Source organism: Pseudomonas sp. LAMO17WK12:I1 (genome assembly GCF_900177315.1).
Taxonomy (GTDB): Bacteria; Pseudomonadota; Gammaproteobacteria; order Pseudomonadales; family Pseudomonadaceae; genus Aquipseudomonas; species Aquipseudomonas marginalis.
The window spans coordinates 357,981-384,850 of the sequence record NZ_FWZV01000002.1 but is presented as its reverse complement, the minus strand read 5'-3'; the positions used below and the strand labels follow the sequence as shown (position 1 = coordinate 384,850).

The following is a 26,870-nucleotide window of genomic DNA, read 5'->3' as shown; positions in this document are numbered from 1 at the left end:
AGGAGCCGTTCATGCCCCACTTCATCGCTGAATACACCGACAACATCGAACAGCAGGCAGACCTGCCGGGCCTGTTTGAAAAAGTCCACGCCAGCCTGGGCGACAGCGGCGTGTTTCCCCTGGGCGGCATCCGCAGCCGTGGCGTGCGCCTGGACACCTGGCGCATGGCCGATGGCAAGCATGACTACGCGTTCGTGCACATGACGTTGAAGGTCGGCCATGGCCGCGACCTGGCGACACGGCAGCACGTCGCCGAGCGCCTGTTCGAGGTCATCACCGAGCACTTCGCCGCGCTTCAGGCCCAGCGCCTGCTGGCCTTGTCGTTTGAAATGCTCGAACTGCACGAGCAGCTCAATTTCAAGCAGAACAACGTGCATGCGTTCCTCAAGGCGCAGGTCGGTTAAGGCGCCCTGCCCGTTCACACCCTCGGCCTCTCAGATAAAAAGTATAAGACCATGAGCACAGCCCATACCGCCGACAACCTCGGCCAGGTCGCACGCGACCGTACTCACAGCACCATCACCTGGCGGCTGATGCCGCTGTTGCTGGTCTGCTACCTCTTCGCCCATCTCGACCGCATCAACATCGGCTTCGCCAAGATGCAGATGAGCGCGGACTTGAACTTCAGCGACACGGTCTATGGCTTCGGCGCCGGCCTGTTCTTCGTGGCCTACGCGCTGTTCGGCGTCCCCAGCAACATGGCCCTGGACCGTGTCGGCCCAAGGCGGTGGATTGCCACGCTGATGGTGGTGTGGGGCGTGCTGTCGACCTGCATGTTCCTGATCGACAGCGCCATGGGCTTCTATGTGCTGCGCTTTTTGCTGGGGGTGGCCGAGGCCGGTTTCTTCCCGGGCATCCTGGTGTTTCTGAACCGCTGGTACCCGGCCGGGCGTCGCGCGCAGGTCACCGCCTTGTTTGCCATCGCGGTGCCGATGGCCGGGGTGATCGGCGGCCCGCTGTCCGGCGGCATCCTTGAACACTTCCACGACCTGGGCGGCCTGCGCGGCTGGCAATGGATGTTCGTCATCGAAGGCGCCCCCGTGATTCTGCTCGGGCTGGTGGTGCTCAAGTGCCTGCCGGACAGCTTCGAGACGGTCAAGTGGCTGGCGCCGGAACAGAAGCAACACCTGCGCGAGCAACTGCACCGGGAAGAACACCGCAAATCCATCACCTCGTTTTCCGCCATTCTCAGCAACCCACAGGTGTGGCTGCTGGTGGCGGTGTACTTCGCGGTGATGCTGGCGGTCAACACCCTGGCGTTCTGGATGCCGACGCTGATCCACGGCGCCGGCATCGGCAGCGACGGCAAGGTCGGCCTGCTCAGTGCGGTGCCGTACCTGGCCGGGTGTTTTTTCATGATCGGCTGCGGGCGCTCGTCCGACCGCCAGCGTGAACGCCGCTGGCACCTGTGCGTGCCCTTGCTGATGTCGGCCGTGGGCATTGCCATCGCCGGGCTCGCCCCCGCCAACCCGGCCGTGGTGCTGGGTGGCCTGATCGTCGCCGGCATGGGCGCCAGCGCGGCGTTGCCGATGTTCTGGCAACTGCCTCCCGCGTTCCTCGCCAATAACACCCAGGCCGCCGGGATCGCCCTGATCAGCTCGTTCGGCAGCATCGCGTCATTCTTCGCGCCCTACCTGATCGGCTGGATGCGCGACACCACCCAGAGCGCCAGCCTGGCCCTGTACGTCCTGGCGCTGCTGATTGCTCTCGGTGGCCTGCTGGTGCTGCGCACACGGGCGGCCATCGTCAACCCTCAATAAGAGACTCTTGCCATGCTTGATCAATCGCTCATTTTGCAAGCCGCCGCGCGCCTCGACCAGGCCGAACGTTCACGCGAACAGGTGCGTCAGTTTTCCCTCGATCACCCGGCGATCACCCTCGAAGACGCCTACGCCATCCAGCGCGCCTGGGTGGAACAGAAAATCAGGGACGGGCGCAAGCTGGTCGGCCACAAGATCGGCCTGACCTCCCGGGCCATGCAGGTCTCGTCCAATATCACCGAGCCGGATTACGGCGCGTTGCTGGACGACATGTTCTTCGATGAAGGCACCGACATCCCCTTCGAGCGCTTTATCGTGCCGCGCGTCGAGGTGGAGCTGGCGTTTATCCTGGGCAAACCGCTGAAAGGCCCGAACGTGACGGTGTTCGACGTGCTCGACGCCACTGAATGGGTGATCCCCGCGCTGGAGATCATCGATGCGCGCATCCAGCAGGTCGACCCGCACACCAAGGCGACCCGCAAGGTGTTCGACACCATCTCAGACAACGCCGCCAACGCCGGCGTGGTCATGGGCGGGCGGGCCGTGCGGCCCACCGAGATCGACTTGCGCAAGGTGCCCGCGGTGCTCTACCGCAATGGCGTGATCGAAGAGTCCGGCGTCTCCGCCGCCGTGCTCAATCACCCGGCCAAGGGCGTGGCCTGGCTCGCGAATAAACTGGCCGCCTATGACGTCACCCTGCAACCCGGACAAATCATCCTGGGTGGCTCCTTCACCCGCCCGGTGGCGGCCAACCCTGGCGATACCTTCCATGTCGACTACGACATGCTGGGTTCGATTGCCTGCCGATTCGTTTAACGGGAGAGTGCTCATGGACATGCCTATCAACACCTTCAAACGTCGCCTGCGCAGCGGTGAAGCCCAGATCGGCCTATGGCTGGGCCTGGCCGATGCCTATTGCGCGGAACTGGCCGCCAATGCCGGTTTCGATTGGCTGCTGATCGACGGCGAACATGCGCCCAACGACCTGCGCGGCCTGCTCGGCCAGCTCCAGGCCGTGGCGCCCTACCCCAGCCAGCCGGTGATTCGCCCGGTGATCGGCGACACCGCGTTGATCAAGCAAGTGCTCGACATTGGCGTACAGACCTTGCTGGTGCCCATGGTGGAGAGCGCAGAACAGGCGCGTACGCTGGTGAACGCCATCCACTATCCGCCCAAGGGCGTGCGCGGCGTCGGCAGTGCGCTGGCCAGGGCTTCACGCTGGAACAGCATTGCCGGTTACCTCGACCACGCCGATGAGCAGATGTGCCTGCTGGTGCAGATCGAAAACCGCGAGGGCCTGGCCAACCTGGAGGCGATTGCGGCGGTGGAAGGCGTCGACGGGGTGTTTATCGGGCCGGCGGACCTGAGCGCCTCGATGGGCCATCGCGGCAACCCCGGCCACCCCGAGGTGCAGGCCGCCATCGAAGACGCCATCGCGCGCATCCGCAACGCCGGCAAAGCCGCCGGCATTCTCAGCGCCGACCAGGCACTGGCGCGGCGCTACATCGAACTGGGCGCGGCGTTCGTGGCGGTGGGCGTGGACACCACCGTGCTGATGCGCGGGCTGCAAAGCCTGGCGGCGGCCTTCAAGGACTCACCGGCGCCTGCCGTCACAGCCGGCGGCGTCTACTGACGCAGCCTCGCTTGCGCTCGGCAGCTGTGGGGCTAGCTCAACTAGCGCTTGAGGGTTTTCAGTTCGTTGAGCAAGGTCAGCAAGGTCTGCAACTTCTCTTCGCCAAACCCCGCCTGCAAGCGCTGGTAATTGGCTTCCATGCTCTGGCTCATGGAGTCGAAACAGGCTTGCCCCTTCTCGGCCAGCCGCACCAGCACGCGGCGTTGGTCCTGTTGCGCCTTGCGCCGCTCCACCATGCCTGCCGCTTCCATGCGCACCAGCACCCCGGTCATGCTCGGCTTGAGGATGCACGCCAGCTCGGCCAGGCGGTTGATCTCAAGCTCCTCATGCTGGCTGAGGATCCGAATGACCCGCCATTGCTGCTCGGTCAGCCCGTGTTGATTGAGCGAAGGGCGAAAAAACCCCATGGCGGCTTCACGCGCATGGAGCAAAGTGAGGGTCAGGGATTGGCGCGGTTTGGACATGGATGGCGGCGTCGCAATTAGTTAACAGATTAACAACATTCTAGCATTGGCGATTGTTGCCCGTGTGCGGCTTTACCGCGCGGCCGGATTCAGGGTGGATGATTGGCAGCCACGGTCAAGAGCGGCGGCACACAGAATCAAGACACCTACCGCGCGGAAGGCACCTAATACACCCCAACAGGCACAGAGCTTCGTGTCGGCTCTGCAGTGAGTTTCCCTTCACTTTTCCAGGCTGCGCCATGATCAATATCGAAACGCCGACCTACTACTCGGCAACCAAGAAATACAACCTCAGTTTCCCCACCCTCGAACAGGACGTGGAAGCCGATGTGGTGGTGATTGGCGGCGGTTTCTCCGGCATCAACACCGCATTGGAACTGGCCGAAAAAGGCATCACCAACATTGTGGTGCTCGAAGCGCGCTACCTGGGTTTCGGCGGCACGGGTCGCAATGGCGGGCAGATCATGGCGGGGATCGGCCATGACCTGGAGAAAATCAAGAACCAGGTCGGCGACGAAGGCCTGCGCCAGATCTTTGAAATCAGCGAGCTGGGCGCCGGCATCATCAAGGATCGCATCGCCAAGTACGCGATCGACGCCGACTTCTGCCACGGCTACGGCTACATGGGCTTCAACGCCCGCCAGGAAAAAACCCTGCGCGCCTGGGAGAAGGACTTCAAGTCAATCAACACCAAGGACGAAATCCGCTTTATGGCGGGATCCGAGGTCAAGCAGATCATCGGTTCCGACGCCTACACCAGCGCGCTGCTGCACATGGGCGGCGGGCACGTGCACTCGCTGAACCTGCTGCTGGGCGAAGCCAAGGCCCTGGCCGGCCACGGCGTGCGCATCTTTGAGCACAGCCCGGCCCTGGAAGTCAGTTATGGCGAACGCATCACCGTGCGCACCGGCCGAGGCTCGGTCAAGGCCTCCAAGTTGCTGTGGGCCTGCGACAGCTTCCTCAACAAGCTGGAACCGGAACTGCACAAGACCACCGTCAATACCTATGCCTTCCAGTTGATGACCGAACCGCTATCCGACGAGCTGATCAACCGCATCAGCCCGATTCGCGGCGCCTACAGCGATATCCGCCCGGTGATCGACTACTACCGGGTCACCAACGAAAACCGTTTGCTGTTCGGTGCCGCCACGCCTTTCGTCGAGCACATCCCGCTGGACCTCAAGGCCTGGAACCGCAACCTGATGCTGAAGATTTTCCCCTACCTCAAGGACGTGAAGATCGACCTGGCGTGGGGCGGGCCGATGGCGACCGGGGCCAACCTGTTCCCGCAGATCGGCACGCTCAGCGGGCGTCCGAATGCCTTTTATGTGCAGGGCTACGCCGGCTTCGGGGTCACGCCCAGCCACATCATCTGCAAGGTCCTGGCCGAGGGCATGAGCGAAGGCTCGTCGCGCTACGACCTGATCAGCGCGGTCAAGCATGCGCAGATCCTGGGCAAGGACCATATCCGCCCGCTGCTGCTAACGGCCGGCAAAAGCCTTCATCAACTTTCGGGCTACTTCAACGGTCGCCGTTGAGCCCCGCTGTTTCATTCACAGGAGAACTGCCATGCCCGTTACCCCCCTGAAGAAAGACATCCAATTATCCGACCTCGATGCCTGGGGCACCGTTGCCGACCTCGGCTCCGAGATCCTCGAGGGCGAAGTCAAAGCCTTTGGCAAAATGACCTTCGGCGCCCCGACCGACGCCGTCAGCAGCGCCTATTTCGGCACCACCCAAGGCAAGTTCCGGATGGTCTACCCGTTCGCCGAACAAGCCACGGTGGTCACCGGCGAAGTGGTGCTGACCGACGAAAGTACTGGCCAGAGCACCCGTTACAAGGCCGGCGACAGCTGGTTCGTGACCCAGGGCACGCCGGTGCTGTGGGAGGTGGTGAGCGAGAGTTTTGTGAAGCACTATTTCGCGGTAGTCTGATCGCTCCCCTCTGCCGGCTTCGGCCGGCAGCGTTTGTTCCGGCGCAGGTGACTGACCATGCACGCCATCCCCGCTCAGGAAGTCGCCGGCCATTGCCTGCAGGCTTTCACTCAACTGGTGCCCGCCAGCCAGGCAGCGTTCTATTGTGTCGACCGCCAGTTGCAGGCCCGTGATTTCAGGCTGCAAGGCATGAGCGGTGAGATGCACCGCGACTACCTCGACAACTACCGCCAATTCGACCCGTTGCAACCGCGCAATTGCCTGTCCAGCGGGCTGGCGGTGGTGCCGCTGGGGTTCGCCATGGCCCGCCAGCCCCTGCGTGACAGCCGCCGCTATCAAGACTTCCTGCAACGCTACGGTGTGGTCGATGTGGTGGAGATCGTCGCCCATCGCGCGGACCAGCCCCAGGCGGCCATCTCCTTGCTGCGCACGGCGGAGCAAGGGGTGTTTACCCCCGACCAACTGGCTCAGCTCAATGCCTTGCAGGCGTTGCTGCAAATGGCCGTGGCCAATATGCAGCCCTGCGACGATGCATTGGCCGGGCTCACGCCCAAAGAGCGCGAGATTGCCTGGTTATTACGCCAGGGTGCGAGCAACAAGCAACTGGCCCTGGAGCTGGATGTCGGCCTGCCGACCATCAAGACGCACTTGATCCACCTGTTTCGCAAAACCGGTGTGAGCAGCCGTACCGAACTGGTCGCCGCGCTGTTTCTTTAAGTTGCCTCAACCCTTTGGTTGATAGGCACGCCAGGTTGCCAACCGCATGATCCGGGGTGTCCATTCCCTCAACCGGAGCCATGCAATGACCACTTCATCCGACTGGATCACCGTAGGCGCTCTCGCCGACGGGTTTGCCCCCGACGCGTTTATCCTGCCCAACCTTGCCGACCTCAACGGCAAGGCCTTCACCCTGCACTTCGCCAACGGCTGGCAGATCGAGCATCGCTTCGACACCGAGCAGTTGCACTGGCACGCCGCCGACGGTCACTCCAGCGGTTCGGCCGCCTACCGCGCCACCTCGGTCCGCCCGGGCCTGTACCTGGTCGACTTCATCAAGCATGAAGCCGGCCAGGCCTGGTCGATCAGCCTGGTGCTGGACACCACCACGTCGTCGTTCACCGCCGTGATCGGGCGCATGCCGGACCGCGAACAAACCGAGCAAGGCCTCTACAGCCGCGCCCTGGCCGGCAAGGCCCTGACCTCGGTGGACGTGGACTTCCTCCACGGCAGCCTGGATCAACCCTGGCAGCCGGGCCAATGCCCCCACGCGCCCACCCAGGAACTGACCGGCCTGCGCAACCTGTATCGCTACAGCCCCAGCGAAGTCTACGAGCACATCTACCTGAACAATCAGTTCTATGCCTGGCAATGCCTCAAGGGCGTGGAGCAAGGCCTGTGCGATACCGACCGCTGCCACTACTACAAGATCGCCGATCAGCTGTACCTGTTCGTCTGGCGCGAAAAGATCATCCCGACCCTCGGCCTGGTGCTGATCGACCTGCAACAGCACCGCAGCGACGGCAAGATCTTCGGCTATGCCGGCGCGTCGTTCGATGAGCTGTCGAACTTTCCGGTCAGCTCCTACTGCCAAGTGCTCAACCGCACGGAGTATCCCGATGCCTGATCCACGTACCGTTGTCATCACCGGTGCCGGCACGGGCATCGGGGCCGCCTGCGCGCGCTTATACGCCGCCGAAGGCGCCAACCTGGTGCTCATCGGCCGTCGCCGCGAGCCGCTGGAGCAAGTTGCACAGGACACCGGCGGCCTGGTGCTGGTCGGCGATGCGGCCTGCCCGGCCACCTGGGAGGGTTTCGTTGCGCAGATTGCTCAGCGCTACGGCCGCCTCGATGTGCTGCTGGCCTGCGCCGGCGGGCATGGCGTGGGCAGCGCCACCCAGACCAGCCCACACACCTGGGAGGCGGCCTTGCGCAGCAACCTGGACAGCGCGTTCTACAGCGCTCGCGCCTGCCTGCCGCTGCTGATCGAAAGCGCCGGCAATATCGTGCTGCTCGGTTCCATCGCCTCGCTGGCCGCCGGACCCGACGTATGCGGCTACACCACCGCCAAGCATGCGCTGCTCGGGCTCAATCGCTCCCTGGCGCGGGATTACGGCCCACGCGGTGTGCGGGTGAACGCGGTGTGTCCCGGCTGGGTTACCACGCCCATGGCCGACGAGGAAATGCAGCCGCTGATGAGCTTCCACGGCGACACCCTGCCGCAAGCCTATGCCCGCGTATGCGCCGACGTGCCGTTGCGGCGCCCCGCCAGCGCCGAGGAAATCGCCAAGGTGTGCCGCTTCCTGGCCAGCCCGGATGCCGCGATCATCACCGGCGCCAGCGTGGTCGCCGATGGCGGTTCGAGCATTGTCGATGTACCCACGCTGGCTTACGTCCATATGGAGCGTGCACATGCCTGAAGACTTGGATTTCAGCGGCAAGACCGTGCTGGTCACCGGCGGCGCCCAGGGTATCGGCCAGGCCATCGTCGAGGCGTTCGCCTGGCGTGGCGCCCGCGTCATGATCGCCGACCTGCGCCTGGCACAAGCCCAGGCATTGGCCGAGGGCTTGCGTGCGCGCGGCTGCCGGGTCGAAGCCATCGCACTGGACCTGGCCGAGGCGACGGCGGTGTTCGAAGGCATCAAGGCTATAGAACAGGACTGGGGCCGCCTGGATATCCTGGTGCACAACGCCGGCTACTTTCCGCTGACAGCGTTCGCGCAGATCACCCCGGCCGTTCTTGAACGCACGCTGGCGGTGAATCTCTCGGCCCTGTTCTGGCTGTCCCAGGCCGCCTTGCCGATGTTTCAACGCCAGGGCGGTGGCTGCGTGCTGGTCACCTCATCGGTCACCGGGCCACGGGTCGCCTATGCGGGGCTCAGCCACTACGCGGCGTCCAAGGCCGGGGTCAACGGTTTTATCCGCAATGCCGCGCTGGAGCTGGCGCCTTACCAGGTGCGCGTCAACGGCGTCGAGCCAGGGATGATTGCCACGCCGGCCATGGATAACCTGGGCGACAGCCAGGTCAATGCCGACATCGCCAGCCGCGTGCCCCTGGGACGCCTCGGTGCCGCTCAGGATATTGCCGGGGCCATGCTGTTCCTGGCCTCCGACCTGGCGACCTACATCACCGGGCAGACCATCGTGGTGGACGGCGGCTCGACGTTGCCTGAGGTGAAATGACCTCTGTCGGGATGTAAACCGGATCAAATCTGGGAGGGGCGGTGTATCCGTTGAATAGCGCTCGCCCCTTCAAGCAGCGACAGTGAATCACTGAACACCCGCGACAACGCCGCAAGCCGTTTGACGTAACCCTGGGGCGTCGAATAGATCAGCTCCACATGCAGGCTGTCGACGATACCCAGGTAAGCGTCACAAAACACCTCAAGCGCCTCGGGTCGTACCATCCGGTACCGCCCTTGCGCGGCACGCTGGAAATCCTCGCGAATGCTCGCCAGGTACCCCTCAAATCCTGCCGTAATGACGCTGCGAATATCCGCCGGCGGAAAGTAGGCCGTGCGCAACAGGAAGCGCAGGTGCGCCGACCCTGCATAGCGCCCGCGCAATCGCTCAAGGTGTAATTGCCCAGGCACGCCGGGGTGCCCGGCCTCTTCCTTGAAGCACTGCGCGATGTACTGGTGTTCATGGGCCAGGGCAATCTCGAAGACTGTCTGAAACAGCGCGTCCTTGCTGACAAAGTGCGCGTACAGCGAGGCCTTGCGCATGCCCGCCCCGACCGCGATTTCGTTCAGCGATGAAGCGTCATAGCCATGGGCGGCAAAGTGTTCGACCGCGACTGCGCAAATGTTATGGGCCGACAGGGTGAGCGGTTTCATTGATCCATCGATACCCTACGCCGCACCGACCGCTTGCTGCAGATGAGTGGAACGAAAATCCTTGGGCGACAGCTCGAATTGCTTCTTGAACGAGCGGCTGAAGTGCGCGGAATCGGTGAAGCCCCACTTGTAGGCAATCGAGGTGATCGACTCGCTCTTGAGGAACGGGTTGGTCAGATCGTCCGCGCTGCGCTTGAGCCGCGCACGCTGGATGTAGCGGCAGACGCTGTCGTCCTGCTCTTCAAACAAGCGGTACAAATGCCGCACCGAGATGTTCAGGCGGCTGGCCAGGCCTACCGGACTGAGGCCGGGTTGGGTCAGGGACTCGTCGATGACTTTCTGCACATAACTGCGCAGGTTGCTGCCCTGCAAGGACACGCCGCTGTCGCCTGGGGCGTCATGCAGTTCAAAGGCTGAACCGAGCAGGGAGACAAACGCCGCTTGCAGCGCCTCGGCCTCTTCAATCGAATCCTGCCCCTCCAGGCCCTCGCGGCACAGCTGGTCCATCAACACGTGGAGCATGCGCCCACAGGCCTTGCTCGAAGAGATCTTGCCGAAGGTTTTCGAGGCGCTGCCCAGTTGCTTGCACACTTCGTTGCGCGAGAGTGACAGCGAGGCATGTTCGATAAGGCCAAAGGGGCTGATCTCGATCGAACCCGTGGAGTCCATCAGCAACATATCGCCGGGGGCCAATTGAATGACCTGGCCGTTCTGGGTGATCTGGCAATAGCCACTGCGCTGGCTGACCAGGAAGCAATGCTGGTCCATATCGTGATCGGCATTGGGTCGCTCGCGTTTGATCAGGCCGGCGTTGGTGCGCAGGTTGGCCAGTGACAGGCCGCCCCGGGAGTGCTTGGACACTTCACCGATGAACAGTGAGCGGTTGAAGGCCAGTTCCGTGTCGAAATGGCCGCAGGCCGCTCGCAGATCCCGAGTCCAGGTTTCCAACCCATAGTGCGCAGACTGATAGGTGCTCATGGCATCTCCACAATGGTTTCTTGTTTTTGTTGGCTAATAGTTAACATGTTATCTATATAGGCGCAACAAGTCCGTGATACCGACTGTAGAAGCACTAATGATGCCAATTCCTCAACTCAGATCGCGCCCAATACCCGCTGCAAACCCGCCAGCACCGTCAACAGCCCATCACGCTGCGCGCCGCTCAAGGGGATGTAGCGCCGGAACGCCGGCATGCGGTTGACCACCTCGCTGCCGCCCATGTGTTCAAGCCGTACGTGCCATTGCTGCCCGCTCAAATCGAGGTGCAGGCGCTTGAAGTCCAGCCCCATCAACGCTTGATGCAGGTCGGGGTCATCGTTCAAGGCCGCCTGGAGCCTGGCCCGCAAATCCGGCGCGCCCGCCCGTTGCCGGCAGGCCAGCCCCGTGCGCCGGACCGACCCGCTGTGGTGCAGTTCAAAGCGCGCACTGCCCTGCTCTGAGGCGGGCACCGTGAACATGAATTCGGTCATGACCAGGTGCATCAGCAATTGCGCTTCGGTGCGCTCGGCCACGTCGACCTGAAGGCCGATGTCGTCCAGGCAAAACCTTGCCTGGGCTGGCCCCGTCGAGGTGAAACTCGCCAGCCCGAGGTTGCGCCGCACGTACTCAAGCGTGACCCCAGGCCGGTAACCGGACGGGGCCCGTTGGGCGCTGAACAGCTCAGACAGCTTTTGCAGCCTGCTCGAGATAAGGGTCGTGAGGGTTGCCAGGCTCATGGGAAAACTCCTTGGCCAGCACTTCTTCTACCGAAGCCGGCTTGAATGGATTGACCTTCTGTACCACCAGTGTCCAGAACAGCGCGTATGAAGCCGTGATCCCGAGCATCACCCCGAACGGCACATAAATGTCCGCAGGGTTCATGCCCGGCGGGGTAATGAACCACATGCCCAGCAAGATGCCGACGCTGGAAAGAATCTGTGGCAACGGAAAGAACGGCGAGCGATAGGCCCGTGGCAGGTCCGGACGGCGAATGCGCAGGATCACCACCGACAGCGTCACCAGCAGATAAGAGAAACTCCACGCACACACCGCCGCCAGCACCAGGTGCATGATGTTATCGGTGTTGCCGCCCAGCCACAGGGCATACAGGCACGGAATCAGCATCGCCACCAGGATGCACAGCAGCGGCGTCTTGAAGCGCGGGTGCAAATATGTGAAGACCTTGGGCAACGCGCCGTCCACCGCCATGCCGTAGAGAATCCTCGGCACGCCCGCCATCAGCGTGTTGATGGTGGCGGCACCGGCGAACAGGAAACCGATCCCCAGCCACAGCGGGCCAATATCGCCCATGACCTGCTGGGCAAAGCGTGGGATCGCCATGGGCGTGTCGAGCAGGTGCACGCCGGTGGCGGCATCCAGCACCACGTTTTCCACCTGGCGCTTCATCGCCGCGCCATAGATGAACATGCAGGTGGCTACGCTCAACAAACCGAAAATCATGGCCTTGGGCATGACCTTGGCCGAGTTGCGCAGGTCCGGGGCCAGCGGCGTGACGAACTCGCAACCGACGAACATGAACATGGCCATGCCCACCAGCGACAGAATGGTGACCAGGTCGGTACCCACCAGCGACACGCCGAACCAGCCCTCCAGCTGCACCGCAGGGGCCGCGATCAGGCCGAGCACGCCGAACACCATCAGGGTGGTCCACATGCCGAAGGTCAGGATGATCTCGGCCCTGCCGAAGGCGCTGACGCCAAAGGCATTGAGAACACCGAACACCACGACAAACCCCACCCCCAGCAACCAGGAGCCGCCGGCGGACTCCGCCAGGGTATTGAGGTGTTCGAAGTTCACCAGGGCCATGACCCCGGACAGAATCGTCTCGGCCGTGCCGGCGAACACGTGCACGATCAGGTACGCCGACAGGGTGCCGGTGATCGCAAAGAAACGGCCCATGCCGCAATTGATGTAGTCGTAGACCGAGCCGGTGGTCGGCAGGATCGAGGCGGCCTCGGCGAAGGTGGTCGCCTGGGCCAGCATCATTACCACCGCAATCAGCATGGCCACCGCGAAGGCGCTGCCGCCGATACCGAAGCCCATGGTCGCGGTGAGAATCACCGGGCTGGCCATGATCAGGCCGATGGTGCTGGCCAGCGCGGTCGGAAACCCGACGCTGCCGCGTTTCAAATGCTGTGTGAGCCGGTCATTGATCGACATGGTGCGGATCCTCGAAAGCGGATTTCTGAGTGGATGCATCGAGCCGTTCAAGGAGCCGGCGATAAAGCCCTCCCCAGCCAGTCCCTGATCGAAACGGCATCGTGCGCAAAATCACTGTGCACTTCCCGAGCACCGAGCGTCTTGCCCATGTCTGCCGTGGCTTTTGTTGCTGCCTGCCAAGGCATGCGGCTTGGCGGGCAGGATCAATTACGTGGCACGCAGGTGAAAGACTTCCTCCGCCTGGGGTCATCTTAATGCGCCCTCGACTTAACCAAGCTGGGGACTATAACAATGGAGCACACCTTGAAAATACGCACGCAATCCTTGGCCGTCGGCCTGGGTATCGCGCTGTTGATCGGCCATTCACCGGCCCAGGCCTATGAGCTGTACGCCGACGAGGACACCCACCTGAATGCGGACTTCCTGGCGGTCTACGGCCTGTTCAACAGCCGTCACAACTACGACGGCACAGCGGGCGGCTCGACCTGGCGCGAGGGTTTCATCAAGTACGGGGTGAGCGGCGACCAGGGCCTGGCCGGGCACGGCACCGCGTATGGCGCGCTCAATTGGGTCAGCTCCGGCACCTGGGGCGACGGCGATGCGGCGGGCAACACCGATGGCAGCGAACGCACCACCAAAATCGAAGACGCCTACCTGGGATGGCGCTCGGCCGACCTGTTTCCGGCGCTGGGCAAGGACGGTGTGGATTTTTCCGTCGGGCGCCAGGTGGTCAAGATCGGCCGGGGTTTCCTGATCAACGACGACGGACCCAACCTCGGCAAAGGCCCGGCTGACGGTACACTGAACCGTGGCGGCGCCTATTACCTGGCGGCACGCCACGCCTTCGACCGCACGGCGGTGCTGCGCCTGGGCGGGCAAGAGGGCCTGCACGGCTCGGTGCTGTGGCTCAAGTCGGACAACCGCGCCCAGGCCGAAACCGAACTGGCGGCGGGCACCCTCGACTACACGGCCGCCGCCGGAACGCTGGGGCTGACCTGGGTCCACGGCATGAACGTCACCGACCAGTGGGCCAGCGACTTCCAGAAACAGCGTGAGGGCCTGGACACTTACAGCGTGCGCGGCGAAGGCAGCGCCGGTATCGACAACGCCAGCTTCGCCTTCGAATACGCCTGGCAAGACAAGGACGCGGGGCCGGAAAAAGCCTGGTACGCCGAGGCCGGCTACACCTTCGCCGATGTCGGTTGGTCGCCAAAAGTGACCTACCGCTACACCCGCTACTCGCAAAAATGGGACCCGCTGTTCACCGGGCTCAGCACCGGCTACGGCACCTGGTTCCAGGGTGAAGTCGCCTCCAACTATGCCGGCCCGTTCAACAGCAATACCGGCATCCATCACGTCGGCCTCAAGGCGACGCCCCTGGAGAACCTGACGGTCGGCGCGCTGTACTTCGACTTCAATACCCTGCGCAAACACGACGCGCTGAACCTCGACGCCCGGGAGCTGGACCTGTACGCCGAATGGGCGGTCAACAGCCACCTGATCATCAGCCCGCTGGTGGGCATCTACCAACCCAAGAAGGATGCCGACACCGGTGGTAACCAGGTGGGTGGCAACGGCACCAACCTCTACAGCCAGCTGACCGTGGCCGTGCCCTTCTGACCCCGTTTCAGGAGCTGCGCGACGCAGCTCCGTCCTAGCGTTCGTGCTGGTGCAGCATCGTCTGGATCTGATGGGTCGCCTGACGGGTGTTTTCCGCCAGCTTGCGCACCTCATCGGCCACCACCGAGAACCCGCGCCCGACCTCGCCGGCCCTGGCCGCCTCAATGGCGGCGTTCAAGGCCAGCAGGTTGGTCTGGTCGGCAATGCCCTTGATCACACTCACCACCGTGGCGATCTGGCCGTAGGTGGCCTGATTGTGTGCGAGCAGCTGTTGATGGGTGGTCTTCGCCGACTGCTCATCGCTGATATCGCGTACCGCGCCGATCACCCGCGTCAAACGCCCCTGGGCATCGCGCACCGCTCGCCCACGCTCGCGGCACCAGATGTAGTCACGGGTCTTGTGGCGCATCCGGTATTCAAACACGTACTCACCGCTGCCCTGGGGCGCAAGGATTTCCCGGTCGAAGATCGCCATGATCTTCGGCAGGTCATCGGGGTGGGTGATGCTGACCTGCGCGTCCCAGCCATCGGGCAGCTCATGGGGCGCGTAGCCCAGGAGCAGGCGGAACTGATTGAAAATCCGCATGCGGCTGGCGGGGTCCTGCACGTCACCGTTGACCACGGTGATGTCCCAGCAGCCTTCGGTCATGGTGCAGAGCAGCAGCTCCCAGATCTGCGTCTCGTGCTGATGCGCAAGGGCGCGCTGCGCATGCTCGCGCAACTCGGCTTCCAGCGCCTGTTCACGCTGCCCGGCCTGCTCCAGTTGCCGGCGAAGCACGGCAAGTGCCTGTTCGCTGCGCGCCCCGTCGGCAGCCTGATCGCGGGCTGATTCCTCGAGCAACAGCAACTGCCGCGCAGCCTGCGCACGTTGTGTGGCGAGTTGCTCCAGGTCGGCCTGCACCGACGGACAAGCGTGCAGTGCCTGGGTTCCCAACACCTCCCCCGCCAGCAGTTGCTTGAGGACGGCGGCAAGGTCCTGCATCGGCTGTTTTTTCTTGAAGAACATCGGCCTGGCCCTTTCTGATCGAGTCGAAACCCCGGATCTGATCGCAAACCGAGCGTGATTGCTTGTACGAGCCTGCAAGGCCTTTGCGCGTGGCTGCCATCCAAAAAAGCCCTGCGTCGGGCGCTATCGTGCATCTGTAGGATGGTGATCGGCTTTCAACCCGTCGATACTTGTCCCCAGGCCCTGCCCACGTCCAAACGACGTTCCGGCCCTTAATGACTTCGTGACGAAAACAATAAGAATGTCGCACAGAGGTACATACGAATGAGCCGTCATGATCATGGTCACGCCAGCCTGCTGGAGGCATTCAGCGCGATGACACTGGAGCTCCAACGCCTGGCGCAGGACAAAGACATAGAACACTTCCACGAAGCGGCGCTGAGCTGCATCCGACAGTTGCTGCCCTTCGACAGCGCCTGGTGGGGCCGGGCTGCGCTGATTGACGGCCTGCCGGAAGAACACAGCTCCTACCTCTACAACCTGCCCCGCAGCTACCTGGCCGATTGGCAATCGATTCGCCATATCGATGTGACCATTGCCAGGGTCAACGACGTGCCGGGGCAAGCGGTCATCGTCGACATGCGCAACCCCGCCAACGGCCCGGGGCTCAACTGGCTCGGCTCGTGCTACGCGATCGGTGAGTTACTGTGCGTGGTGTACATCGACCCGCAAACCCACCTCAGCGATCACCTCACGCTCTACCGTGCGCCCGACGCCCCACGCTTTACCGAGCAGGACTGCCTGCTGCTGAACAACCTCATGCGGCACCTGGTGGCGGCGGTCTCGGCCAATCAGATTCGTACCCTGGTCGCCATGCGCGAAGCCCTCACCCACCCGCGCAATCTCGCACTTGCCGTGTGCGACCAGCGCGGCACCCTGCACTGTACGGAACGTGGCTTCGTCGACTTGCTGCTGAGCGAATGGCCGGACTGGACCGGCCCTTGCCTGCCGGTCGCGATGGACGCCGAGGGCTATGACGGCAAGCACCTGCAGGTCGAGGCCTCGACGGTCGGCGACCTGCTCCTGCTGGCGGCCCGCAGCCGTACGGTGCTGATGCAACTGAGCCCTCGGGAGAATGCGGTGGCCCAGGGTTTCGGCGAAGGCAAGACCTACAAGGAAGTCGCCCGCGACCTGGGCATGTCGCCCAATACCGTGCGCCATCACATCCGCGCCATCTACAGCAAACTCGGGGTCAAGGACAAAGCCCGAATCGCCCACCTGCTGCACGCCCCGCCTGATTGATCGGCACCACTGACCCGCGCTGACTTTTTCGCTGTCGTTTTGACGGCCACGGGACACCTGTGCGCTTTTTTTGTCCCCCCTGCCACCCACGGGCGAGCCGTTCGCCACACAACACCTCAAAGAAGAGATGCCATGCCCATGATCCACACCTTCACCCGCACCACCACACTGGCCCTGCTCGGCGGCCTGTCGAGCCTGCACGCCAGTGCGGCCGACCTCAACGCCCGGGACTTTTTCGGCGCCCCCTCGGGCACCAGCCTGGGCGTGCTGTACCTGCCGGCAAGCCGCGCCAGTGACTTCCACGGCCCGGCCGACAGCACCGGCAAGGCCGACCTGAAGGTCAACGCCGTGGCGTACCGCCAAGTGTTCTTCACCGACCTCTGCGGCACCCTCTGTACCCCACAGTTCATCGTGCCTTTCGCCGACATCAACGCCCGCCTGCCGGGTGCCGGCCAACGCAGCGCAGAAAGCGGTTTCGGTGATCCCCAGGTCGGCGGCACGGTGTTTTTCATCAACGATCCGGCCTCGCGCACCTACAGCGGCCTACTGACCCTGATCACCCTGCCTGTGGGCGAATACCACGGTAACAATCCCGATGTATCGCCCGGTGCCAATCGCTGGGGCACCACCTTTGTCTACAACTACACCCAGGGCATCGGCGAAAAGTGGGTGCTGGAAGCCAACCTCGAAGCCCAGCTCTACGGCAAGAACGACAACTACTTCGGCAGCGACCTGAAACAGGACCCGCTGTATCGCCTGCAAGCCTTTGCTTCCTACGACTTCACACCCAGCACCTACGGCGCACTGCGACTGATCCACGCCGATGGTGGCGAATTGCGGATCAATGACCAGCGCATCGACAACACCCACAAGCGCTACACCCAGGTGGGCTTCGAGGTTGGTCACTGGCTGGATAAACAGAACCAGTTGATGTTCGGCCTCTCGCAGAACGTCGCCACCGACAACGGCTATCACGGTACCGACGCGCTGCTGCGTCTGGTCCATGTGTTCTGAATCCCCTCATCGGAGCTTGCCCATGAACACCCAGACCCAACCGCTGACCGATAAACGCGCCCACGCCTCATCCCCATTGGCATTGCTGGCAGCCATTGTGCTGTTCGCTGCCATCACCCCGACCATTCTCATGACCGCACCGGCCGTGGCTGCGCAACTGGCGACGCAATGGCAGTTGAGCCCGTCACAGATCGGGGACCTGTTCTCCACCGAACTCGGCGCCATGAGCCTGGCCACCCTGCCCGCACTGTGGTGGCTCAAGCGTGTCGACTGGCGCCGCGCCGCCTTGCTGGCCGGGTTGCTGTTCATCGCCGCCAACCTGCTTTCAATGCTGGCCCGCGACTACCCGATACTCCTGGCACTGCGCTTTTGCAGCGCCCTGGCCGGTGGCTCGTTGATGATCATCTGCCTGTCCAGTGCGGCCTCCACGGCCAATCCCGGGCGTGTCTACGGGTTATGGGTGATGGGGCAACTGGTGGTCGGGGCGATCGGCCTGAGCATCCTGCCCCGGCTGTTCGAGCACTACGGGCTGTCAGCCTGCTACCTGATCCTCGCCGCCTTGATGACGCTCTTTCTGCCCCTGGCACGGCACTTTCCCCAGGGCAGCCCGGCGCCTGAAAAAGCCGCCGAGCGCATCGCCCTCGCCTCCCGGTGGAAAGCCGCACTGGGCATTCTGGGCCTGCTGAGTTTCTACGTCAGCCTGAGCGGTGTCTGGACCTTTATCGGTTCCATCAGCAGCCATGCCGGCCTCTCTGCCGAGGCCAGTGGCGAGATTCTGGCGCTCGCCACGGTGATGGGCATCGTCGGGGCCGGTTGTGCCTCGCTGATCGGCGACCGTCTGCCACGCCTGTTGCTGTTACTGCTGGGGTACGCGTTGATGGCAGGCGCCGTGCTGTTGCTGCTGGGCCAGCCCGACATGCTGCGTTTTGCCGTGGCGGCGCTGCTCTTCAAGTTCACCTGGACGTTCATCCTGCCGCTGGTCCTGGCCTGCCTGGCCGACCTCGACCGCTCCGGAAAATTGATGAACACCTCCAACCTGGTGATCGGTGGCGGCCTGGCCATCGGCCCGACCGTGGCTGGCCGGATGATCGAAGCCAGCGGCGGCTTCCAATCACTGCTGATCGCAGGGGCGTGCATCACCGTGCTGTCCCTGGTGTTGATACTGGGCAGCCGCCCAAATGCCTGACAGGCCCTTTTACCCCAACGAAAATGGAAAGACGATGAGCCGAAAAAGTGCATTTTTCTTCGACGAACTCAGCCTCTGGCACAGCGCCGGGTTGCACGCCTTGACCTTACCGGTGGGCGGGTGGGTGCAGCCGCCTGCCGCCGCCGGCCACGCCGAGTCACCGGAAACCAAGCGTCGCTTGAAGAGCCTGTTGGACGTTTCCGGCCTGACCCGCCACTTACAGGTGCGCAGTGCCAACGCGGCCACCGCTGAAGACCTGCTGCGGGTGCACACGCCCAACTACCTGCAACGCTTCAAGGCGATGAGCGATGCCGGGGGCGGCGAATTGGGGCCCCACGCGCCCATCGGGCCAGGCAGTTATGAAATAGCCAGGCTCTCCGCCGGGCTGGCCATGGCGGCAGTGGATGCGGTGCTGTGCGGCGAAGTCGACAATGCCTATTCTCTGTCACGCCCACCCGGCCACCACTGCCTCGCCGACAACGCCATGGGCTTCTGCTTCCTGGCCAACATCGCCATCGCCATCGAAGCTGCAAAAGCACGGCGTGGCCTGGGCAACGTCGCGGTGATCGACTGGGACGTGCACCACGGCAACGGCACCCAATCGATCTTCGAAGAGCGCGGCGACGTGCTGACGATTTCCCTGCATCAGGACGGCTGTTTCCCGGCAGGTTACAGCGGTGAAGCCGATCGCGGGCGCGGCGCGGGGCTGGGCGCGAATATCAATATCCCGCTGCCCCCCGGCAGCGGTCATGAGGCATATCTGCACGCGATGGAGCGTATCGTGATTCCGGCGCTGGAGCGCTTCGAGCCGGAATTGATCATTGTTGCCTGCGGCTACGACGCCAACGCGGTCGACCCACTGGCGCGAATGCTGTTGCACAGTGACTCGTTCCGGCACATGACCCGTCTTGTACGCCAAGCAGCCGAACGCCTGTGCCAGGGCCGCCTGGTGCTGGTGCACGAAGGCGGCTACTCCGAAGCCTATGTACCGTTTTGCGGGCTGGCGACCATTGAGGAATTGGTGGGCGTCAGGACACAGGTCGGCGACCCCATGCTGGAGTTTGTGCAGTTGCAGCAACCGAACGCAGCGCTGGCGGCGTTTCAGTTGCGCGTAGTCGATGAGTTGGCCGAAGCCCGCTGAGCGTGACGCAAAAAAATCCGATGCCGTTGCCGGCATCGGATCTTGGCCAGTCAGCAGTGGCTGATCAGTCCCTTCAACACCGTCTTGAAGGTGTCGATCTGGTCCTGGCTGAACTCGGCGAACACCTTCTCCTGCTGTTCCCGTGCAATGGCCCAGAGGTCTTCGGTCTGCTCGATACCCGCCGCGGTCAGGCGCACGCCGTGCTCATCGTCGTCGACCAACCCCTTGCGCTTGAGGTTGGCCACGGCGTCGTCGATTTCCCGCACCGGCATCGCCACTTCACGCAGCAGGTCGCCAGCGCTCAGGCGGGCATCATTCTCCAGCACCATCAGCATCCGCGCCTCGTTGGTGCGCAGGCCGGTGGACAGTTGCCGGGGCTGGTAGCTGGACTGGTAGGCGCGTACCGCCTGGGTCATCAGGTAATACAGGTTATGGCTCAGGCGCCCCTGGAAGTGGCTGCTCGGCGGCTGGCTTTCGTCGCGCCTGGTCATGCGCGTATGGGGCAGGACCATGGAGTAGGCGCCCTGGTGGTAGAGCAGCGGCGAGCGCCCGAAATCGTCGAAGGCCACCACCTTGCCGATCATGATCCAGTGATCGCCGCCATCCACCTGCTGGTATTTCTCGCAGTGAAAACGTGCCGCACAATCGGCGAACACCGGCGCCCCGCCCTCCCCCGGTGCATAGGCGATCTCGGCGAAGCGGTCGTCCTTGGGCCGGGCAAAATTGTTCGAGAGGTCGATCTGGTCCGCCGCCAGCACGTTGACCGCGAAGTGGCTGGCCTCCTCGAATACCCCGTGACTGCTGGAGCGTTTGTCGATGCTCCACAGCACCAGCGGTGGGTCCAGGGACACCGAGTTGAAGCTGTTGGCGGTAACGCCCACCTTGCGGCCGGAGGCGTCGGCGGCGGTGACCACGGTCACGCCCGTGGCAAAGTTGCCCAGGGCCCGGCGAAAGGCGCGTGGGTCGAAGGTCGATTCAGACATGCAAGACTCCCGGGCTGCGTCAGGCGCAGCCCTGATTGTTGTTTTCAAAAGCAGCTTCAGATCATGCTCGGATCGGGCTCCAGGCCCATCAGCTCGCGGCCGAGGATCTGTGCACAGACGTCGTAGTCGGTGTAGGCATGGGCGCCGGTCATGTGCGAGTCGCGGAACAGGCGCTGCATCTCGTTGTGCTCGAACCAGGCGTTGCCGCCGGCGGCTTCGAACAGACGGTCCACCGCCTGGATGCACATCTTGGTCGCGTAGGCCTGGTTGGTGCGCCAGAACGCCAGGGTCTGGCGGCTGGGGTAGCGCTGCTGCTCACTGTGTTCAGCGTGTTCGTCCCAGGTTTTTTCGAGGAAGGCGCGCGCGGCGGCCACCTGGTGCGTCGACTCGGCCAGGCGCATCAACGCCGGGGTCGCGGCACCGACCGCCGCGCCGGTGTAGGCGCGCACGCGGGTCTTGGTCTTTTCGCGGAACACCTCGAGCATCCGCTCGGCGACGCCCAGGCTGACGGTGGAAAAACCGCTGGCAAAATACGGCCGGTACGGTGAGTAGAAAATCCTGCTGTCGGGGTACAGCCCGAAGCCGGCGGACTTGCCTTCCATCATGTCCTTGGCTTTCTGGATGCGGTGTTCCGGCACCCAGGCCTTGTCGATGATCAAGGTCTTGGTGCCGCTGCCCTTCATGCCGGCGGCAAACCAGTCATCGCGGATCTGGTAGTCACTGCGCGGCAGCACCGCGAAGCAGTAATCCTGGGAGCCCTGGGGGTTGTTGCGGCGGAACCCCACGATCGCCCACTCGGCGTGATCACAGCCGCTGCTCCAGCCCATTTCCCCGCTGAACAGCACGCCGCCCTCGACTTCCTCGGTGCGCCCGAACGGCGCGATGCTGCTGCTGGCCGTGGCATCCGGGTCAGTGCCCCAGACCTCCTGCTGCAGTTGGGCCGAGAACAGTGCCAATTGATGGCTGTGGGTACACAACAGGCTCATGGCCCAGGCCGTGCTGGCGCAGGCCCCGGCGAGCAAGGCGATGCAGTCGGCAAACTGCGGCAGCGACAACTCCATGCCGCCGAACACTTTCGGCTGAAACACACGGTGCATGCCGATGCTCTTGAGCAGCGCAATATTCTCGGCGGGCACCTGGCGGTCCTGCTCGGCCACGAAGGCATTGGCGGCGATGGTCGGCAGGATGGACTTGAGATCTTCAAGGAGCGGGTTTGGCTTTTTCATGGATGGCCCTGCTTATTATTGGATGTCCGGGCAGCGCCAGAAATCAAGGCGCGGCACCGGATGCAGGGCCAGTATGGAGCGTGCCTTCCTGGCAGGACATGCACCTTCCAGAGTCAAGATTGTACTTTCCAAAGGCTCAGGCTGATCCGTCGTGCACAGGCGCTGGCAGCCACAGACATGCCACTGGGCAGCCACAGTCAAGCCCGTTCCGGCCACTGGGATTAACCTCGGGCTTTTCAATCTCTGCCACCAGGAAACCCCATGAGCGATATTCCACTGCTGCCCCAGGTTGAAGCCTTCCTCCGTCGAACCCATGGGTTGTTCATTGACGGTGGCTACGTCGAGAGCCATTCCAGCCAGCGGTTGGAGGTGATCAACCCGGCCACCGGCCAGGTCATCGCCGATGTCGCCGACGCCGACCCGGCCGACATTGACGCGGCCGTGGCGTCCGCGAGCCGAGGCTTCAAACAGTGGTCGCAGGTCGCACCGGCGGTGCGCGGCAACGTGCTGTTCAAACTGGCCGACCTGCTGGAGCAACACCGCGAAGAACTGGCACAGATCGAAACCTGCCAGTCAGGCAAGATCATCCAGATTTCCCGCGCCTTCGAAGTCGACCAGGCCGCGCACTTCCTGCGTTACTACGCCGGCTGGGCCACCAAGATCAGCGGCCAGACCATCACCCCATCGTTGCCCTCCTTCGCCGGCGAGCGCTACACCGCGTTCACCCTGCGCGAGCCGGTCGGAGTGGTGGTCGGCATCGTGCCGTGGAATTTCTCGACCATGATCGCCATCTGGAAACTCGCCTCGGCGCTGGTGACCGGTTGCAGCATCATCATCAAGCCCAGCGAGTTCACGCCGCTGACCATCCTGCGCATCGCCGAACTGGCGATTGCCGCCGGCCTTCCCGCCGGTGCGCTGAACGTCTTGACCGGCGGCGGCAGCGTCGGCAAAGGCCTGATCGAACACCCCGGCACCGACAAGGTGTCGTTCACCGGCTCCGTGCCGACCGGGATTGCGGTGGGCCAGAGTGCCATGGGCGCCGGGCTGACCCGCGCCACCCTTGAACTGGGCGGCAAGAACTCGGCCGGGTTCCTGCCCGATGTGGACCTGGACAAGGCCGTCAACGGCATCATCGAAGCAGGCTTTTTGCACTCCGGGCAAATCTGCGCCGCCGCCGAACGCTTCTTTGTGCATCGTTCACAGATCGAAACGGTGATGGGCAAACTGGCCCAGCGCCTGAGCACGCTGAACATCGGCTCGCCCCTGGATGAGCGCACCGAATTCGGCCCGGTCACCAACCGCCAGCACCAGCTCAAACTCGGCGAGTTCTTCGCCAAGGCCCGTGCCGAAAACAACCGCATCATTCACGGTGGCAACCTGATCGACCGGCCGGGCTGTTACGTCGAGCCGACGATCATCCTCGCCAACAGCGTCAACGACACCCTGCTCAACGAAGAGACCTTCGGCCCCATTGCCACGTTCTTGCCGTACGACAGCGAAGAAGAACTGCTGGCCTTGATGAACAACACCCCCTATGGCTTGAGCGCCAGCCTGTGGACCAACGACCTCAGCAAAGCCCTGCGCATGGTGCCCGCCATCGAGGCCGGCACGGTGTGGGTGAACATGCACACGATGCTGGACCCGGCGGTGCCGTTTGGCGGCAACAAGTCCTCGGGGATAGGCCGGGAGTTCGGCAGCGCCTTCATCGAGGACTACACCGAGTTGAAGTCAGTGATGATTCGCTACTGAATCCAACCAGTGGATCCATTGAAACGTAATCGTCCGATAATCGCCCAATAAAGCAACCACAATAGATTGACTCTCCATCAGGCCAGCCATTTAATGGATCCATTAAATAAAAACAATCCGCCGCCTGGAGAGTCATCATGTACCCCAAGAACACCTGGTATGTCGCCTGCACCCCCGATGAAATCGCACACAAGCCCCTGGGTCGACAGATCTGCGGCGAAAAGATGGTGTTTTATCGTGGCCAGGAAGGCGCCGTGGTGGCGGTCGAGGACTTCTGCCCCCATCGCGGCGCGCCGCTTTCACTGGGGTATGTCGAGAACGGCAACCTGGTCTGCGGCTACCACGGCCTGGTCATGGGCGGCGACGGCAAGACCGTGGAAATGCCCGGCCAGCGGGTACGTGGTTTTCCCTGCAACAAGACCTTTGCCGCCGTTGAACGCTACGGCTTCATCTGGGTATGGCCCGGCGATCAGGCCCAGGCCGACCCGGCGCTGATCCACCACCTGGAATGGGCCGTGAGTGACCAGTGGGCCTATGGCGGCGGGCTGTTCGATATCCAATGCGACTACCGCCTGATGATCGACAACCTGATGGACCTGACCCACGAAACCTATGTGCACGCCTCCAGCATCGGCCAGAAGGAAATCGACGAAGCGCCGCCCGTGACCACGGTGGACGGCGATGAAGTGGTCACGGCCCGGCACATGGAAAACATCATGGCCCCGCCGTTCTGGCGCATGGCCCTGCGCGGCAATAACCTGGCCGATGACGTGCCGGTGGACCGCTGGCAGATCTGCCGCTTCACCCCGCCCAGCCATGTATTGATCGAAGTCGGCGTGGCCCACGCCGGCAAAGGTGGCTATAACGCCGCCCCCGAACACAAGGCTGCGAGCATCGTGGTCGACTTCATCACCCCGCAAACCGAGACCTCGATCTGGTACTTCTGGGGCATGGCGCGCAACTTCAACCCCCATGATGAGGCACTGACCGCAAGCATTCGCGAGGGCCAGGGCAAGATTTTCAGCGAAGACCTGGAGATGCTCGAACGCCAGCAACAGAACCTGCTGGCCCATCCGCAGCGCAACCTGCTCAAGTTGAATATCGACGCGGGTGGCGTGCAGTCACGCAAGATCCTGGAGCGACTGATTGCCAAGGAACGCGCCCTCGAACCGCAACTGATCGCCACCACCACCGCCTGAACAGCGCGACAACTTTGCGAGGACTGAACATGATCGATGTGGTGGTGGTATCCCGTAACAACGAAGCCCAGGACATTTGCAGCTATGAGCTGGCCAGTGTCGATGGCCAGCCGCTGCCGGCCTTCAGTGCCGGCGCGCATATTGACGTGCACCTGCCCGATGGGGTTATCCGGCAATATTCCCTGTGCAATCACCCCGAGGAACGTCATCGCTACCTGATCGGCGTGCTCAAGGACCCGGCGTCCCGGGGTGGCTCGCGCAGCTTGCACGAGCAGGTTCACGAGGGCGCCCGCCTGACCATCAGCGCACCGCGCAACCTGTTTCCCCTGGCCGACAACGCGCGACGCAGCCTGCTGTTTGCCGGTGGCATCGGCATCACCCCGATCCTGTGCATGGCCGAGCGCCTGGCCCATGTAGGTGCCGACTTCGAGCTGCATTACTGCGCCCGCGCCCGTGAGCGTGCGGCGTTTGTGCAGCGGCTCGAGGCGTCGCCGTTTGCCGCGCGGGTGTTCCTGCATTTCGATGAGCAGCCCCACACCGCGCTGAACATCGCCGAAGTGCTGGCAGCGCCCGCCGATGACGTGCACCTGTATGTCTGCGGCCCCGGCGGGTTCATGCAGCATGTGCTCGACAGCGCACGCGCGCAGGGCTGGCAGGAAGACTGCCTGCACCGCGAATACTTCAGCGCGGCACCGGTGGACAGCAGCCTCGACGGCGGCTTTTCGGTGAAGCTCGGCAGCAGCGGCCAGGTCTTTGAAATCCCCGCCGACAAGACCGTGGTCCAGGTCCTGGAAAGCCACGGCATAGAGATTGCCGTGTCCTGCGAACAGGGGATTTGCGGCACCTGCCTGACCCGTGTGCTGGAGGGCATACCGGAGCACCGCGACCTGTTCCTCACCGAACAGGAACAGGCCCTGAATGACCAGTTCACCCCCTGCTGCTCGCGCTCGAAAACCCCGCTGCTGGTACTCGATATCTGACAGGGTTCACGACGCGGGCAAAATCACCTTCATGCGCGCGGCGGCGGTGGCTGAGCTGAAGATCTCGGCATAGCGCAACGTCGCATTGGCGTGTTCGCGCATGATGGCTTCGGCCCGCGCGCCCTGGCGATTGACCAGGGCATCGAAAACCGAATGATGCTGCATGTGGGCATAGTTGAAGCGTCGGTACTCGCGGGCCATGTCCTCGCGATCCACCGCCAGCGCGGTCACCGAGGCGAACGGCAGGTGATCATTGCGGGCCAGCGCGTCGGCGATCGCCGGGTTGTGGCTGCCTTCGACGATGACCTGGTGAAAGCGCATGTTCAGGTCGTGATAGACCTCAAGGTCATCCTCGGTCACGTAGCCCTTTTCGAACAGTTGATCGCCTTCCACCAGGCAGCGCTCCAGCGCCGCACGCGCCGCAGCGGACAAGCCCTGCTCGGCGGCTTGCCGTGCCGCCAGGCCTTCCAGGACGCCGCGCACTTCGACGGCGCCGGCAATGTCGCTGGGGCTGACCGAGCGCACCTGATAGCCACGCCCGCCAAACGGCACCAGCAGTCCTTCCTGCTCAAGGGTACGAAAGGCCATGCGCACCGGCATGCGCGACACGCCGAACAGCTGCGCCGTGGGAATCTCCATCAGCCGCTCGCCCGCCGCCAACTCCCCGCTGGCAATCATCTTGCGCAGTGCAACCAGCACCAATTGACCGGGTTTACTCATCCAGGCAACTTCCAGAAAAC

General features: G+C 63.4%; 26 protein-coding genes and 2 pseudogenes. 18 read left to right on the top strand and 10 right to left on the bottom strand.

Annotated elements, in window-relative coordinates; all coding sequences use genetic code 11:
• The first annotated feature begins 11 nt into the window (after positions 1-11).
• Genes B9N88_RS04400 through hpaI form a run of 4 tightly spaced genes read left to right on the top strand, consistent with a single transcriptional unit; the run spans position 12 to position 3,393 of the window.
• Complete coding sequence (locus B9N88_RS04400) at positions 12-404, top strand: tautomerase family protein (protein WP_027603491.1); 393 nt, start codon at positions 12-14, stop codon at positions 402-404.
• A 51-nt stretch (positions 405-455) separates the two neighbouring features.
• Positions 456-1,760: an MFS transporter gene (locus B9N88_RS04395; protein ID WP_027603490.1), complete on the top strand. Its 1,305-nt coding sequence runs from the start codon at positions 456-458 to the stop codon at positions 1,758-1,760.
• A 12-nt stretch (positions 1,761-1,772) separates the two neighbouring features.
• Positions 1,773-2,576 carry a 2-oxo-hept-4-ene-1,7-dioate hydratase gene (hpaH, locus tag B9N88_RS04390; RefSeq protein WP_027603489.1) on the top strand — a complete coding sequence of 268 codons (804 nt, stop codon included), beginning with the start codon at positions 1,773-1,775 and terminating at the stop codon, positions 2,574-2,576.
• Between the two features lie 13 nt (positions 2,577-2,589).
• A complete protein-coding gene (hpaI, locus tag B9N88_RS04385) occupies positions 2,590-3,393 on the top strand; it encodes a 4-hydroxy-2-oxoheptanedioate aldolase (RefSeq protein WP_027603488.1) in 804 nt (267 codons plus the stop codon).
• A gap of 41 nt (positions 3,394-3,434) precedes the next feature.
• Here hpaI and hpaR read toward each other — a convergent pair whose 3' ends face one another.
• The gene (gene hpaR, locus B9N88_RS04380; protein WP_027603487.1) at positions 3,435-3,857 is read right to left on the bottom strand and encodes a homoprotocatechuate degradation operon regulator HpaR; all 423 of its coding nucleotides are present in this window, start codon (positions 3,855-3,857) and stop codon (positions 3,435-3,437) included.
• A gap of 239 nt (positions 3,858-4,096) precedes the next feature.
• Here hpaR and B9N88_RS04375 point away from each other — a divergent pair, with 239 nt between their 5' ends.
• The 6 genes from B9N88_RS04375 to B9N88_RS04350 all read left to right on the top strand — a co-directional run bounded on the left by B9N88_RS04375 (position 4,097) and on the right by B9N88_RS04350 (position 8,972).
• Entirely contained in the window at positions 4,097-5,395 is a 1,299-nt protein-coding gene (locus B9N88_RS04375; protein WP_027603486.1) for an NAD(P)/FAD-dependent oxidoreductase, read from the top strand.
• A gap of 31 nt (positions 5,396-5,426) precedes the next feature.
• Positions 5,427-5,792, top strand: coding sequence for a cupin domain-containing protein (locus tag B9N88_RS04370; RefSeq protein WP_027603485.1), 366 nt, complete (start codon positions 5,427-5,429; stop codon positions 5,790-5,792).
• Positions 5,793-5,849: 57 nt separating this feature from the next.
• Complete coding sequence (locus tag B9N88_RS04365; protein ID WP_027603484.1) at positions 5,850-6,509, top strand: helix-turn-helix transcriptional regulator; 660 nt, start codon at positions 5,850-5,852, stop codon at positions 6,507-6,509.
• 85 nt (positions 6,510-6,594) lie between these two features.
• Entirely contained in the window at positions 6,595-7,416 is an 822-nt protein-coding gene (locus B9N88_RS04360) for a molybdenum cofactor biosynthesis F family protein (RefSeq protein ID WP_027603483.1), read from the top strand.
• The gene (locus B9N88_RS04355) at positions 7,409-8,209 is read left to right on the top strand and encodes an SDR family NAD(P)-dependent oxidoreductase (protein WP_027603482.1); all 801 of its coding nucleotides are present in this window, start codon (positions 7,409-7,411) and stop codon (positions 8,207-8,209) included. Before B9N88_RS04360 ends, B9N88_RS04355 begins: the two co-directional genes overlap by 8 nt.
• Positions 8,202-8,972, top strand: coding sequence for an SDR family oxidoreductase (locus tag B9N88_RS04350; protein WP_027603481.1), 771 nt, complete (start codon positions 8,202-8,204; stop codon positions 8,970-8,972). The genes B9N88_RS04355 and B9N88_RS04350 overlap by 8 nt, the downstream gene beginning before the upstream one ends.
• Positions 8,973-8,995: 23 nt before the next feature.
• Here the strand turns inward: B9N88_RS04350 and B9N88_RS04345 are convergent, their stop codons facing one another.
• From B9N88_RS04345 to B9N88_RS04330, 4 genes are all read right to left on the bottom strand, one after another.
• Entirely contained in the window at positions 8,996-9,625 is a 630-nt protein-coding gene (locus tag B9N88_RS04345; protein WP_051429290.1) for a TetR/AcrR family transcriptional regulator, read from the bottom strand.
• A gap of 15 nt (positions 9,626-9,640) precedes the next feature.
• A complete protein-coding gene (gene feaR, locus B9N88_RS04340; RefSeq protein WP_027603480.1) occupies positions 9,641-10,603 on the bottom strand; it encodes a transcriptional regulator FeaR in 963 nt (320 codons plus the stop codon).
• A gap of 116 nt (positions 10,604-10,719) precedes the next feature.
• On the bottom strand, positions 10,720-11,340 hold the full coding sequence (locus B9N88_RS04335; protein ID WP_051429289.1) for a DUF3156 family protein: 621 nt from the start codon (positions 11,338-11,340) through the stop codon (positions 10,720-10,722).
• Entirely contained in the window at positions 11,285-12,784 is a 1,500-nt protein-coding gene (locus tag B9N88_RS04330) for an APC family permease (protein ID WP_027603478.1), read from the bottom strand. The genes B9N88_RS04335 and B9N88_RS04330 overlap by 56 nt, the downstream gene beginning before the upstream one ends.
• A gap of 291 nt (positions 12,785-13,075) precedes the next feature.
• Between B9N88_RS04330 and B9N88_RS04325 the strand changes: the two genes are divergently transcribed.
• Entirely contained in the window at positions 13,076-14,404 is a 1,329-nt protein-coding gene (locus tag B9N88_RS04325; protein WP_027603477.1) for an alginate export family protein, read from the top strand.
• A gap of 84 nt (positions 14,405-14,488) precedes the next feature.
• On the opposite strand, the pseudogene B9N88_RS33185 reads toward B9N88_RS04325, so the two are convergent.
• A pseudogene (locus tag B9N88_RS33185) lies at positions 14,489-14,732 on the bottom strand (methyl-accepting chemotaxis protein); the annotation flags it as partial.
• 15 nt (positions 14,733-14,747) lie between these two features.
• A pseudogene (locus B9N88_RS33180) lies at positions 14,748-14,990 on the bottom strand (PAS domain-containing protein); the annotation flags it as partial.
• 684 nt (positions 14,991-15,674) lie between these two features.
• Here B9N88_RS33180 and B9N88_RS04315 point away from each other — a divergent pair.
• The 4 genes from B9N88_RS04315 (at position 15,675) to B9N88_RS04300 (ending at position 19,993) form a co-directional block, all read left to right on the top strand.
• Positions 15,675-16,652, top strand: a complete 978-nt coding sequence (locus tag B9N88_RS04315) for a helix-turn-helix transcriptional regulator (protein WP_027603475.1) — start codon at positions 15,675-15,677, stop codon at positions 16,650-16,652.
• Between the two features lie 132 nt (positions 16,653-16,784).
• A complete protein-coding gene (locus tag B9N88_RS04310) occupies positions 16,785-17,666 on the top strand; it encodes a transporter (RefSeq protein WP_143491237.1) in 882 nt (293 codons plus the stop codon).
• A gap of 22 nt (positions 17,667-17,688) precedes the next feature.
• A complete protein-coding gene (locus B9N88_RS04305) occupies positions 17,689-18,852 on the top strand; it encodes an MFS transporter (protein ID WP_027603473.1) in 1,164 nt (387 codons plus the stop codon).
• A 34-nt stretch (positions 18,853-18,886) separates the two neighbouring features.
• A complete protein-coding gene (locus B9N88_RS04300) occupies positions 18,887-19,993 on the top strand; it encodes a class II histone deacetylase (protein WP_027603472.1) in 1,107 nt (368 codons plus the stop codon).
• A gap of 50 nt (positions 19,994-20,043) precedes the next feature.
• Here B9N88_RS04300 and B9N88_RS04295 read toward each other — a convergent pair whose 3' ends face one another.
• Positions 20,044-20,976 carry a p-hydroxyphenylacetate 3-hydroxylase reductase component gene (locus tag B9N88_RS04295; RefSeq protein ID WP_027603471.1) on the bottom strand — a complete coding sequence of 311 codons (933 nt, stop codon included), beginning with the start codon at positions 20,974-20,976 and terminating at the stop codon, positions 20,044-20,046.
• Positions 20,977-21,032: 56 nt separating this feature from the next.
• The gene (locus tag B9N88_RS04290; protein ID WP_027603470.1) at positions 21,033-22,202 is read right to left on the bottom strand and encodes a p-hydroxyphenylacetate 3-hydroxylase oxygenase component; all 1,170 of its coding nucleotides are present in this window, start codon (positions 22,200-22,202) and stop codon (positions 21,033-21,035) included.
• A 261-nt stretch (positions 22,203-22,463) separates the two neighbouring features.
• Between B9N88_RS04290 and B9N88_RS04285 the strand changes: the two genes are divergently transcribed.
• The 3 genes from B9N88_RS04285 (at position 22,464) to B9N88_RS04275 (ending at position 26,130) form a co-directional block, all read left to right on the top strand.
• Positions 22,464-23,951, top strand: coding sequence for an aldehyde dehydrogenase family protein (locus B9N88_RS04285; protein ID WP_027603469.1), 1,488 nt, complete (start codon positions 22,464-22,466; stop codon positions 23,949-23,951).
• Between the two features lie 137 nt (positions 23,952-24,088).
• Positions 24,089-25,150: an aromatic ring-hydroxylating oxygenase subunit alpha gene (locus tag B9N88_RS04280; RefSeq protein WP_027603468.1), complete on the top strand. Its 1,062-nt coding sequence runs from the start codon at positions 24,089-24,091 to the stop codon at positions 25,148-25,150.
• A 29-nt stretch (positions 25,151-25,179) separates the two neighbouring features.
• Positions 25,180-26,130: a PDR/VanB family oxidoreductase gene (locus tag B9N88_RS04275; protein WP_027603467.1), complete on the top strand. Its 951-nt coding sequence runs from the start codon at positions 25,180-25,182 to the stop codon at positions 26,128-26,130.
• 6 nt (positions 26,131-26,136) lie between these two features.
• Here the strand turns inward: B9N88_RS04275 and B9N88_RS04270 are convergent, their stop codons facing one another.
• On the bottom strand, positions 26,137-26,850 hold the full coding sequence (locus tag B9N88_RS04270; protein WP_027603466.1) for a GntR family transcriptional regulator: 714 nt from the start codon (positions 26,848-26,850) through the stop codon (positions 26,137-26,139).
• Positions 26,851-26,870 lie beyond the last annotated feature (20 nt).

What these genes read in the sequence shown, in the direction of transcription:
- B9N88_RS04360 (WP_027603483.1), top strand. Translation starts at nt 6,595, where the DNA reads ATGACCACTTCATCCGACTGGATCACCGTAGGCGCTCTCGCCGACGGG.
- B9N88_RS04400 (WP_027603491.1), top strand. Translation starts at nt 12, where the DNA reads ATGCCCCACTTCATCGCTGAATACACCGACAACATCGAACAGCAGGCA.
- B9N88_RS04350 (WP_027603481.1), top strand. Translation starts at nt 8,202, where the DNA reads ATGCCTGAAGACTTGGATTTCAGCGGCAAGACCGTGCTGGTCACCGGC.
- B9N88_RS04300 (WP_027603472.1), top strand. Translation starts at nt 18,887, where the DNA reads ATGAGCCGAAAAAGTGCATTTTTCTTCGACGAACTCAGCCTCTGGCAC.
- B9N88_RS04355 (WP_027603482.1), top strand. Translation starts at nt 7,409, where the DNA reads ATGCCTGATCCACGTACCGTTGTCATCACCGGTGCCGGCACGGGCATC.
- B9N88_RS04280 (WP_027603468.1), top strand. Translation starts at nt 24,089, where the DNA reads ATGTACCCCAAGAACACCTGGTATGTCGCCTGCACCCCCGATGAAATC.
- B9N88_RS04365 (WP_027603484.1), top strand. Translation starts at nt 5,850, where the DNA reads ATGCACGCCATCCCCGCTCAGGAAGTCGCCGGCCATTGCCTGCAGGCT.
- B9N88_RS04375 (WP_027603486.1), top strand. Translation starts at nt 4,097, where the DNA reads ATGATCAATATCGAAACGCCGACCTACTACTCGGCAACCAAGAAATAC.
- hpaR (WP_027603487.1), bottom strand. Translation starts at nt 3,857, where the DNA reads ATGTCCAAACCGCGCCAATCCCTGACCCTCACTTTGCTCCATGCGCGT.
- B9N88_RS04370 (WP_027603485.1), top strand. Translation starts at nt 5,427, where the DNA reads ATGCCCGTTACCCCCCTGAAGAAAGACATCCAATTATCCGACCTCGAT.
- B9N88_RS04305 (WP_027603473.1), top strand. Translation starts at nt 17,689, where the DNA reads ATGAACACCCAGACCCAACCGCTGACCGATAAACGCGCCCACGCCTCA.
- hpaI (WP_027603488.1), top strand. Translation starts at nt 2,590, where the DNA reads ATGGACATGCCTATCAACACCTTCAAACGTCGCCTGCGCAGCGGTGAA.
- B9N88_RS04310 (WP_143491237.1), top strand. Translation starts at nt 16,785, where the DNA reads ATGCCCATGATCCACACCTTCACCCGCACCACCACACTGGCCCTGCTC.
- B9N88_RS04295 (WP_027603471.1), bottom strand. Translation starts at nt 20,976, where the DNA reads ATGTCTGAATCGACCTTCGACCCACGCGCCTTTCGCCGGGCCCTGGGC.
- feaR (WP_027603480.1), bottom strand. Translation starts at nt 10,603, where the DNA reads ATGAGCACCTATCAGTCTGCGCACTATGGGTTGGAAACCTGGACTCGG.
- B9N88_RS04395 (WP_027603490.1), top strand. Translation starts at nt 456, where the DNA reads ATGAGCACAGCCCATACCGCCGACAACCTCGGCCAGGTCGCACGCGAC.
- B9N88_RS04345 (WP_051429290.1), bottom strand. Translation starts at nt 9,625, where the DNA reads ATGAAACCGCTCACCCTGTCGGCCCATAACATTTGCGCAGTCGCGGTC.
- B9N88_RS04290 (WP_027603470.1), bottom strand. Translation starts at nt 22,202, where the DNA reads ATGAAAAAGCCAAACCCGCTCCTTGAAGATCTCAAGTCCATCCTGCCG.
- B9N88_RS04315 (WP_027603475.1), top strand. Translation starts at nt 15,675, where the DNA reads ATGAGCCGTCATGATCATGGTCACGCCAGCCTGCTGGAGGCATTCAGC.
- B9N88_RS04275 (WP_027603467.1), top strand. Translation starts at nt 25,180, where the DNA reads ATGATCGATGTGGTGGTGGTATCCCGTAACAACGAAGCCCAGGACATT.
- B9N88_RS04325 (WP_027603477.1), top strand. Translation starts at nt 13,076, where the DNA reads ATGGAGCACACCTTGAAAATACGCACGCAATCCTTGGCCGTCGGCCTG.
- B9N88_RS04270 (WP_027603466.1), bottom strand. Translation starts at nt 26,850, where the DNA reads ATGAGTAAACCCGGTCAATTGGTGCTGGTTGCACTGCGCAAGATGATT.
- B9N88_RS04285 (WP_027603469.1), top strand. Translation starts at nt 22,464, where the DNA reads ATGAGCGATATTCCACTGCTGCCCCAGGTTGAAGCCTTCCTCCGTCGA.
- hpaH (WP_027603489.1), top strand. Translation starts at nt 1,773, where the DNA reads ATGCTTGATCAATCGCTCATTTTGCAAGCCGCCGCGCGCCTCGACCAG.
- B9N88_RS04330 (WP_027603478.1), bottom strand. Translation starts at nt 12,784, where the DNA reads ATGTCGATCAATGACCGGCTCACACAGCATTTGAAACGCGGCAGCGTC.
- B9N88_RS04335 (WP_051429289.1), bottom strand. Translation starts at nt 11,340, where the DNA reads ATGAGCCTGGCAACCCTCACGACCCTTATCTCGAGCAGGCTGCAAAAG.